This is a genomic window from Sphingobacteriaceae bacterium, assembly GCA_002319075.1.
Classification (GTDB): domain Bacteria; phylum Bacteroidota; class Bacteroidia; order B-17B0; family Aurantibacillaceae; genus Aurantibacillus.
Genome location: NVQB01000001.1, coordinates 3,089,408 through 3,100,287, shown reverse-complemented (window position 1 = coordinate 3,100,287; position 10,880 = coordinate 3,089,408). Strand labels below are relative to the sequence as shown.

General features: G+C 38.2%; 7 protein-coding genes. 2 read left to right on the top strand and 5 right to left on the bottom strand.

The window, feature by feature from the left end; translation table 11 throughout:
• Positions 1-24 precede the first annotated feature (24 nt).
• From CNR22_13335 to CNR22_13325, 3 genes are read right to left on the bottom strand one after another with little or no spacing between them, the layout of a single operon-like run.
• The gene (locus CNR22_13335; protein PBQ32715.1) at positions 25-1,206 is read right to left on the bottom strand and encodes an efflux transporter periplasmic adaptor subunit; all 1,182 of its coding nucleotides are present in this window, start codon (positions 1,204-1,206) and stop codon (positions 25-27) included.
• Between the two features lie 18 nt (positions 1,207-1,224).
• A complete protein-coding gene (locus tag CNR22_13330; protein ID PBQ32714.1) occupies positions 1,225-2,586 on the bottom strand; it encodes a transporter in 1,362 nt (453 codons plus the stop codon).
• 5 nt (positions 2,587-2,591) lie between these two features.
• Positions 2,592-3,206, bottom strand: coding sequence for a TetR family transcriptional regulator (locus CNR22_13325; protein ID PBQ32713.1), 615 nt, complete (start codon positions 3,204-3,206; stop codon positions 2,592-2,594).
• Between the two features lie 90 nt (positions 3,207-3,296).
• Here CNR22_13325 and CNR22_13320 point away from each other — a divergent pair, with 90 nt between their 5' ends.
• Positions 3,297-4,169 carry a peptidase M23 gene (locus CNR22_13320; GenBank protein ID PBQ32712.1) on the top strand — a complete coding sequence of 291 codons (873 nt, stop codon included), beginning with the start codon at positions 3,297-3,299 and terminating at the stop codon, positions 4,167-4,169.
• A 922-nt stretch (positions 4,170-5,091) separates the two neighbouring features.
• On the opposite strand, the gene CNR22_13315 is transcribed toward CNR22_13320, so the two are convergent.
• The gene (locus CNR22_13315) at positions 5,092-6,597 is read right to left on the bottom strand and encodes a hypothetical protein (GenBank protein ID PBQ32711.1); all 1,506 of its coding nucleotides are present in this window, start codon (positions 6,595-6,597) and stop codon (positions 5,092-5,094) included.
• Positions 6,598-6,768: 171 nt separating this feature from the next.
• On the opposite strand from CNR22_13315, the gene CNR22_13310 reads away from it, so the two are divergent.
• Positions 6,769-8,025 carry a hypothetical protein gene (locus CNR22_13310; protein PBQ32710.1) on the top strand — a complete coding sequence of 419 codons (1,257 nt, stop codon included), beginning with the start codon at positions 6,769-6,771 and terminating at the stop codon, positions 8,023-8,025.
• Positions 8,026-8,585: 560 nt separating this feature from the next.
• On the opposite strand, the gene recQ is transcribed toward CNR22_13310, so the two are convergent.
• A complete protein-coding gene (gene recQ, locus CNR22_13305; GenBank protein PBQ32709.1) occupies positions 8,586-10,802 on the bottom strand; it encodes a DNA helicase RecQ in 2,217 nt (738 codons plus the stop codon).
• Between the last annotated feature and the right edge of the window lie 78 nt (positions 10,803-10,880).

Genomic DNA, 10,880 nt, shown 5'->3' with positions numbered 1-10,880 from the left:
ATTTTCGTGTTCGTATTATGAAAATTATTTTTTTGCCTCATTAGCTGCCGGAGCAGCAACTGCGATCTTGTCGCCATCATTAATAAGGTCGTATCCTTCTGTAATGATCATGTCGCCTTCTTTTAGCCCTTCAGTTACTTCAGCTATGCCAGCATACTCATGATTGATCTTCACGATCTTCTTTACCGCTTTTCCACCTTCAGCTACTAACACAAAACTTTCTGTGGCCCCTTTTTGAATAAATTTAACCGGTACAGTAATCTCTGGTTTTGGAGAAGTGTAGTCGTTAATTCTTAATTTAGTTACCATATTTGGGTGGTATTCTCCTTTAGTATCTAAATACACCTCAACACCGAATGTTCTTGTTAAAGCGTTAATGCCTCTTGAAGCATAGTTAATTTTTGAAGCAATTGTATCTTTTGTATCAGGAAAAAGAACAAGTACTTCGTTGCCGGTTTTAACGCGCGCTGCATAACTTTCTGCAATTTCTGCCTTTACTTTTAAGTTAGAAAAATTAATTACACTGATAGCTTGCATACCAGGGGCAACAGACTGACCTAATTTAATACTGATGTTATCTACAGTTCCATTGATAGGGGAAATAATTTTGCTCATACGCACTTGTTCCTGCATTGTTGCAATTTTATTTTCAAGACTTTCTTTGTTGTTTTTGCTTTGTAAGTATTGAATTTCCGTACCAATTTTTTGGTCCCAAAGACTTTTCGTTTTGTCGTATACTTGTTTGGCAAGTTCGAGATTTGTATTTAAATCTGCTATTTGCTGTTGGGTAGCTCGTGCATCCGTTTCTGCAAGAACAGTTCCCTTAGAAACCTGGTCGCCTACTTTTACATTAATTTTTGTAATAGTTCCTGGCATTTCAGAGGAAACAAATACATTTTCATCTGCATCAATACGTCCTTGAATTTCAATGTAAGTTTTGAAAGGAGCAATGGTTACCGGTATTGCCACAACGTCTGTTATTTTTTCTTTAATAGTGGTATCGCTTTTTAAAACTTCTTCCTGTAATGCAGCAATCTTCACTTCAAGATCAGCTTTTTGTTTTTTTAATTTTTCGAGTTCTGCTTTTTTATCAGAACCACCGCCACCGCAAGCTACCATTATAACGGCTAGCAGAAGCATTAATGTAGAATTCTTGATCATAACTTTATTTTTTGTAGTGGTGTTAGTATTATTTCTTGATTTCATTTCCTTAATTTTTGAATGTTATTTTACCAATGTTCCTGTTGCTTTTAAATAATCTGTTTTAGCTACAATCATATCGAACACAGAATTGTAATAGTTTGTCTGGGCACTTGTTAAATCTGACTCCGCTGTAACAACTTCAATATTGCTACCTATGCCACTTTGATATTTTTTGCGCGCCACCTCAGCAACATGCTCCGCTAATTCAAGATTCTTTTTCTGACGCAATAAACTCGAGTATGCATTTGTATAATTTACACTTGCAGTGCTCGCTTCCAGTTGAGCTGCTAATTCAAGGTTTTTAATCGTATTCTGGTTTTTATAAGCAGTGATCTTGGTTTGTTCAATCCTGTTCATACGCTGCCATCCTGTAAAAATATTGAGGTTAAGGGTTGCACCTACAAGAGCTACTTTAAACCATTTTTTTGAGGGATCACCGTTTGACGCCTCAAAAAAATTAAATTCGTTACGCTGTGCGTTGTATTGGTAAGATCCATAAAGTGTTAAAGACGGAAGAAATTGATATTTTAACCTTTTAACATCCAGATCTAAAAGTGTTTGTTGTGACGTTAATAATTTGTAATCAGGACGTTGTGTTACGTCTACCGTTTTGCTTAACTCCTGAAAGTTACTCTCCACATTTAAACTATCCGTTAAAGTAATAGGATCATTTACTGCGTAACCCATTTGAAATTTTAATAAGGACGCAGAGATCTCAATAAGTCTTAGAGTTTTCTCCTGTTCCGTCAATAGATTATTATATTGTACTTCCAGACGTTCCACATCGATCAATTCAAACATAATACCCTGTGCGTTTGTAGCCTTGGTATCATCATATGTTTTTTTCAATTTTACAATATTAGCATCAAGAGATTTTAATCGGTCACGGCTTATCACAACCGTATAATAAGCTTTCGTTACCTGAGAAACTAAATCTGCCTTACTTCTTGTTACACTAATTTTAGATAGGTTCATATATTCTTTCTGAGCTTGTAAGCCGAAAAAATAATCGCTATTCAAAATATTCCAGTTGGCACTTAACCCTGCTGTTGCATTGTATTTCGTACCAAACTTAACGGGTAAGAAAGTTCCTTCTGGTCCGCCAAAAATTTGCGCCGGTAGCAAAGATGTTGGAATGCTTAAATAATCTTTAAAATCAATACTTCCGGCAATTTGTGGAAGTCCCATACCCGTAATTTCTTTGCGTCTGAAATCTGCACTCTTCAGATCCAGTTCCGCATTTAAATAGTTAGGACTGTGTTTTAGTGAGTAGTCGATAGACTCCTGCAGACTGAAACTTGTTTTGTTAGCCTCCTGAGCTTCTGTTTGATACATCGTCATCACTAAAACCAGGATGAGTGTAAGTTTACTTAGGTGTTTCATAATAGTTATTCTTCTTCGTTTATTTTTTTGTAATTATTAAATAGCTTATGCCCTTTTATGGTGCAGATCCCATAAATAAAAATATCCAGCACTACAGTATGTGTTTTTGCAAAACTTGTTTTTTCGTAAGAGAAATAATTTCCAAACATCAACATGTCGATCTGCGCCATTCTTAAACGGGAGATAAGTTCAGGATCAAGGTCAGGACGATAAACGCCCGTTTCAATGCCTTTTTTAATATTGAGAATAACAAGTTTATAGGCGCAGTTTTCGCGGAACGAAATAAATCTTTGGTAAGCTGTAGGATAAAATTTTTGCAAGTCGAGAAAAAACATTGGATTAATGTTTTGCATCATATTCCTCATTTTATCAGAAATTAACATTATTTCATGAATAGGATCTTTGGCCGACTTATTCATGTCTTCAAAGTGAGCTTCCTGAGTGTTTAGTTCATTGTTGCATAATTGATTCACTAAATCGTCTTTCTCTTTATAAAACTGGTAAATTGTTTTCTTAGACATACCAAGCTCTTTGGCGATGTCGTCCATCGTAATATGCTTGATGCCATATTTAAAAAACAATCCTAAAGACGTTTTTAATATTTTTTCTTGTGGCTCCATTTATCTTAAATTCGGGCACAAAACTACGGAAACTTTAATTGTCTTGCAAGTTTCCTGACGAAATTATTATTTTTTGCATCTTTACATTTTATGGAGACTCCAAAACCAACCCGGTGGAAAAGATTCAGACGTTTTCTGAGCAAAAAATACCGCCTGGTGATACTAAACGACACTACTTTTGGTGAGAAATTCTCTCTCCGCCTGTCTCCTGCTGGTATTATTATAGGAATGGCGGCAATAACCATTGTTATGACCACTCTGGTAATAAGTCTGGTGGCATTTACGCCTTTGAGAGAGTATATTCCTGGGTACGGAGATATTGCAGAGCGTAAACAAATCCTCGATCTGAATATAAAAGCCGATTCTTTAGAACAAGCCGTTGGGTCACGTGACGTTTATTTAAGCACGGTACTAAAAGCGGTGGAAGAAAAGGTGGAAACCAAGACGCCAAAACCGGGAAAAGATACTACCGGGAAATATGCGAAGGTAAATACGCAACCCAGCTCAAATGACATCGAGTTTCGCAAAGAGTATGAAGAAAATAAAGGAAACACTAATAGTAGCCTTGCGAAATTAAAATATACCGGACTTTCTGAAGCGGTTTTTTTTACACCCGTAAAAGGAATTATAACCGAGTCTTTTAATTTAACGGAAGATCATTTTGGAGTGGACATTGTTACCAAACAGGATGAGACGATAAAATCTACACTGGATGGAACAATAATATTCACCGGTTTTTCTGCCAGCGATGGTAACGTGGTACAAGTGCAACACAGCAATAACCTCATCAGTATTTACAAACATTGCGCCTCCTTCTTAAAAGTAATGGGCGACCGTGTTAAGTCCGGTGAAGCCATTGCCGTGGTAGGAGATACCGGCGAAAAAAGCCGCGGACCTCATCTTCATTTTGAATTGTGGTTTAATGGCTCTCCTATTAATCCGCAGGAATTTGTGGCCTTTTAAACTTAGAGTTCTCGCGCAAAGATGCTAAGCACGCAAAGGTTTTTTAGGGAGTGCGGTAAGAATAGTTCTATCCCAGGCTTTTCTATCCTTTCTATGTCTCTATATGTTTTTTTTCTCGCGCAAAGACGCTAAGCACGCAAAGGTTTTTTAGGGAGTGCGGTAAGAATAGTTCTATCCCAGGCCTTTCTATCCTTTCTATGTCTCTATGTGTTTTTTTTCTCGCGCAAAAATGCTAAGCACGCAAAGGTTTTTTAGGGAGTGCGGTAAGAATAGTTCTATCCCAGGCTTTTCTATCCTTTCTATGTTTCTATGTGTTTTTTTTCTCGCGCAAAGACGCTAAGCACGCAAAGATTTTTTAGGGAGTGCGGTAAGAATAGTTCTATCCCAGGCTTTTCTATCCTTTCTATGTTTCTATGTGTTTTTTTTCTCGCGCAAAGACGCTAAGCACGCAAAGGTTTTTTAGGGAGTGCGGTAAGAATAGTTCTATCCCAGGCTTTTCTATCCTTTCTATGTTTCTATGTGTTTTTTTTCTCGCGCAAAGACGCTAAGCACGCAAAGGTTTTTTAGGGAGTGCGGTAAGAATAGTTCTATCCCAGGCCTTTCTATCCTTTCTATGTCTCTATGTGTTTTTTTTCTCGCGCAAAGACGCTAAGCACGCAAAGGTTTTTTAGGGAGTGCGGTAAGAATAGTTCTATCCCAGGCTTTTCTATCATTTCTATGTTTCTATGTGTTTTTTTCTCGCGCAAACACGCTAAGCACGCAAAGGTTTTTTAGGGAGTGCGGTAAGAATAGTTCTATCCCAGGCTTTTCTATCCTTTCTATGTTTCTATGTTTTTTTTTTCTCGCGCAAAGACGCTAAGCACGCAAAGGTTTTTTAGGGAGTGCGGTAAGAATAGTTCTATCCCAGGCCTCTCTATCCTTTCTATGTCTCTATGTGTTTTAATTTTCGCCACCACCCAACGGAAAGAAACAAACCTGAAAAGAAGGCATAAAACGTACAACCCGCCTGTGTTTCCAGCGTATCCTCAATGAAAAAAGAAAGCACCGCAATGAGAAAAAAGGGCCAGAACAATTTCGGAAGCTCATTTTTTAGTGTTGATGCAGGATATAGTAAACCCAGTAAAAAAACACCTAATCCTAAAATTCCAAGCGCTGTAGTAATCGTTAAAAATTGGTTATGCGGACGCTTATACCACTCTTCATTTAATGGAGATTTTGTTTCTCTATAGGTCTTTGTAAGTTGATCCTGCACATCTCCTGTACCCACCCCAAATACAAAATTCTTTTTTATTACATGAAGCGCTGCATCCCAAAAATAAAGACGCATAGTTAAGGAATGTCCATTTACAAAACGATCGTTTAAAAATTCATCGTATTCATTTACCAATTCATAAGTGCGTTTGTGAAGATACGACCAGGAGGGATATTCAAAATTCGCAATATCTTTTTGAATGTTTTGTTTATCAGCATCGCTTAATTTGGTATAGCCTACAGAATCTTTATTCAGTCCTTTACTAGCCATATAACGCACAAGAACTACATAGCGCTGAAGATTAGTTTCTGACTCATAGTGAAAACTATCGGCGGCAAATTCCTTTTTCCAGGCTCTTTGTAATTCTTCGGGCTGAACATTTATATAAATATAATTTCCGTTTTCTTTTTGTCCGCCCTTGCCATAGTGCAAATAGGGACGACCTGAAGGTGCATAGTTTTGCGGTTCATTTGTTTTGTCTGAACGTACATCTAGCTGCGACTTCTTAATGTCCATAATATAATAAATGCCCATGGTAATAAATCCAAGCACAACTAAAATACCGGCGAGTTTTACCCATAATTTCTGCCGGTAAATAAAAAAGCAAATGGCAAGTAAAAACAGGATGGCGAAATTTATAAGTCCGGAGGCAAGACCAAGAGCATAAAGCACAAAAACAAAATAAATAACCAGAGCCACCCACAACAATTTTTTAAGAAACGCTTCCGAACGCCAGGCAAAATACACACAACAAGCAATCGCCACATTCAGGTAAAGTCCGAGGCGGATATGGCTCATAAAACGCGAAGCATTGCGTATTACTTCGTTGTTATGTAGCACAAAACTGTAGGTCAGGCACCATAAAGTATTAGCCACGCAGCCCAGGATAAAAAAGTAGAGAGTAGCATAAAATTCTTTTTGCGTAAGTGGTTTTGCACTAAAAATAAAAAGTGGAAGAATAAACAAAGGCAGTTTAATCTTGACATCTTCACTACCTGCAGATAGATTACTAGTATAAAGCAACCCTAAAACATGCAGGCAAAAAACAGCAATTAAAACCCAGAATACTTTATTGACCTTTAGTTGATTGAATTTACGTTTAAAATCACCTTCGAGCAACCAGTTAGCTCCTAAAATAATCTCAGGAACACTTGTTGGAACCGCGCCAATCATCATACCAAAGCCCAGGCCAAACAGACCGAATAAGAAAATGTATCTATGTATTTTTTCAGAAAACAATGCGTTTTAAAGAAACGAAAAAAACACGCATAAATTATTCATTTCAATTAAAATAATTACTTTCGCCCAGCCCAAAAATCATTTATAATCTTTAACTACTACCTTATCATGAAAACTACACTAGGTTTTTGTTTAACGCTATGTACGGTGTTCATTTTGTCTTCTTGTAAAAAAGAAAGGAAAAATGATCCTGAACCCACTGCTTCCGGCGAACCAGTTGTGGTTAACACTTCCTTTCTTGCATTGGGTGCCAAAGACATAACTAACAATTCTGCGGTATCCGGTATTTACATCGCACAGCTTGGCTCTGAAACTGTTACTGAAGCCGGGATCTGCTGGAGCGAATCGCCAGATCCCACCACTGCCTCAAATAAAATCAATGTTAATGTAGAAGTTGGAATACACGCTGTTAATCTCACCAATTTAAAAAACAGTACAGTGTATTATCTTAGATCGTATATAGTGAATGCATCAGGTACTAGTTATGGCATGCAGCTGATATTTCATACGAAAGGGATTTGGACATTAAACCAACAAGTACCCGGTAAGATCAATGATCTGATTTCGGTGGAATCAGTAATGTACGCAAGCACAGAGTCTAACGGGCTTTACTATAGTATATATGATGGAAAATCCTGGATGCCGTCAAGTTTGAATAATCAGAAAACCCGTCATCTGGTCCAAAATGAAGATTATATCTATGTGGGAACTTCAAATGCAGGTGTTTTTTATGGCAAAGATATCGGCTCTAACTGGCAACAGATCAACACAGGTCTGGATTCTCTCAGGATTACTGGCATGACTGCCTACAACGAAAATGTGTATGTACTAACGGGCGGAGAAATATATCGAAAATCCAATAGCGAAAGTAAGTGGACAAAGTTAACCCTTGCAAATTCAATCACTCCCACATCTATGTGGGTGAGCGAAGTAGGCGTTTCAATTTATGATTCACTAACATCAAAACAATATTATTGGGATGAAGAGATGTCCGCTTTTTCTTACGCCGGCGATCCTCCCTTTTCAAATCCGTATGTCGTAAAAAATCTTAGGACTAAATTGTTTTTAGGATCAGCGACAGGGAATTATTTGTCATTTAATAATGGGGAGCAATGGCAGAATATTACCGATAACAATCTATTAAATGTACCGGCCAGAGCCTTCACAGAAAACCTAGGGTCGATTTACGCCGCAGCTGGAAATAATGTTTACATTACCGGAGACGAAGCTATTAAATGGACACCGGTAACTACCGGATTGCCCACCGGAAACTCTGTTGTGATTCGCTTGTTAACGCACAGAATATTTGTTTTCGCAGTATCAGAAAATAATTCTGTTAGAACTTTATACAGACTCGACCCATAATTAGGCATCATTGATCTACATAAAAAATTCCCGCCCAAGCGGGAATTTTTTTTCTATCAGTCTCTTCTCGACTACGCTCGAAGTGACATTCGACTACGCTCGAAGTGACATTCGACTACGCTCGAAGTGACATTCGACTACGCTCGAAGTGACATTCGACTACGCTCGAAGTAACATGCGACTACGCTCGAAGTGACATCCGACTACGCTCGAAGTGACATCCGACTACGCTCGAAGTGACATTCGACTACGCTCGAAGTGACATTCGACTACGCTCGAAGTGACATTCGACTACGCTCGAAGTGACATTCGACTACGCTCGAAGTGACATTCGACTACGCTCGAAGTGACATTCGACTACGCTCGAAGTGACATTCGACTGCGCTCGAAGTGACATTCGACTACGCTCGAAGTGACATTCGACTACGCTCGAAGTGACACTTTTTTTAAAACCGGTCAAGGTGTTAGTCCGGGCGCAGTCTAAACTAATTTTTAATTATCAGCCAGCAAAAAATCCCGCCATAGCGGGATTTTAGTAGTGTAATTTGTGTAATTTGTGTCTAGTTTCCGAAGTCAGACAAGAATTTAATCCGCATCACGCGAATTTCTTCTTCTGAATAATCGTTCTCTCCGAGTTCTTTTAAAGCAGCTTCAACACTATCCGTCTCACTTTCTTTAAAGTATTCCATGATCTCATCTTGTTTTTCTTCGTCCATCAAATCATCAATGTAATAATTGATGTTTATTCGGGTTCCAGATTCAACGATGGTTTCTATTTCTTTTAAGAGGTTTGGCAATGTAAGATTCTTACTCTTAGCCATTTCTTTTAACCCAATCTTACGGTCAATATTTTGAATGATATAAACTTTTAAACCCGATTTATTTACAACCGATTTAATGACCATGTCCACCGGACGATCGATCTCATTTTCTTCTACGTATTTTTTAATAAGGTCTACAAAAGGTTTCCCGAATTTTGCAGCTTTACCCGAACCAACACCGCTAATTTTGGTCATTTCATCCATGGTGATAGGATATTGAATGGCCATTTCTTCTAAAGAAGGCTCCTGAAAAATAACATAAGGAGGTAAGCCTTTCGCTTTCGCTGTTTTTTTAACGAGGTCTTTCAATAAAGTGAACAAAACCTCATCAGCTGCATTGCCACCGCCTTTTCCGCCTAACACAATATCATCGTCATTACCCGGATGATCACCATTTGCATAATCATGGTCTCTCGCAAATTTAATACTTACCGGTTTTTTCAAAAAGGCTTTACCTTTTTCTGTTAAACGCAATAACCCATAATTTTCAATGTCTTTTGACAAAAATCCGTTTACAATGGTCTGACGCAAAACGGCCTGCCAGAACTTATCATCTTTATCATGATCTACCCCTTTACCCCAGGTTTCAATCTGATCATGCTTATAGGTTTTAGCAGTAGCTGTTAATGTGCCCATAAGGACATTAATAACATCCTTAATTTTATGTTTTTCCTTGATCTCGGTCACACATTCTAATGCCAGTTCAAGATCATCTTTAGCTTCAAACTTTTGTTTTGGATGACGGCAATTATCGCACATACCATTACATCTTACCTCATCAAACTCTTCTCCAAAATAATGAAGTAAAAACTTACGGCGGCAACTGCTGGTTTCAGCAAAAGAGGCAGTTTCAGAAAGCATTTGTTTGCCGATTTCCTGTTCGGCAACCGGTTTGTCTTTCATAAACTTCTCTAACTTCATAATATCGTCGTAACTGTAAAAAGTCACGCATTTTCCCTCTCCTCCATCTCGTCCCGCACGGCCCGTTTCCTGGTAATACCCTTCTAATGATTTTGGAATATCGTGGTGAATTACAAAACGTACATCCGGCTTATCAATTCCCATTCCAAAGGCAATTGTAGCAACAATCACATTCAGATCTTCCATTAAAAAACCATCCTGGGTTTTGGCCCTTTCTTTTGCATCCAAACCGGCATGATAGGGCGCCGCTTTAATTCCGTTAACTTTTAAGGCTTCTGCTATTTCCTCTACCTTTTTACGGCTCAGGCAATAGATAATACCGCTTTTGCCCGAATTTGCCTTAACGTACTTAATAATCTCTTTAATGACGTTTTGTTTTGAACGGACATCGTAGTATAAATTATCGCGGTTAAACGAAGACTTATAAAGATCGGCAGCCATCATACCCAAATTCTTTTGAATATCCTGCTGCACTTTAGGAGTAGCGGTTGCTGTAAGAGCCATTACCGGAACTGAACCCACGGCGTCGATAATAGGACGTAAACGGCGGTATTCAGGCCTGAAATCATGTCCCCATTCTGAAATACAATGTGCTTCGTCAATAGCGAAGAACGAAATTTTAAATTCTTTAAAAAAGGCGATATTATCCTCTTTGGTTAAAGTTTCAGGCGCTATGTATAGTAACTTGGTCTTTCCGGATAAAACATCACTTTTAACCTGCGTAATATCACTTTTATTTAAGGAAGAGTTAAGAAAATGGGCGATTCCGTTTTCTTTACTGAAACCACGAATGGCATCCACCTGGTTTTTCATTAAAGCAATAAGAGGCGACACTACGATGGCAGTTCCTTCACTCATAAGAGCAGGCAGCTGATAACACAAACTTTTCCCTCCACCAGTGGGCATGATCACGAAAGTATCTTTGCCATTCAATAAGTTTTTTATAATTTTTTCCTGGTTCCCTTTAAATCCGTCAAAGCCAAAAAAGCTTTTTAGTGTGTCAAGGATTTCTGTTGTTCCTACTTCGCCAACCATGTGTTCTAGTGATTAAAATGTACGTTCTAGTGAGGGAATGAAAATTTACTCATTTTTTAATTCCTATTTAAAGATATA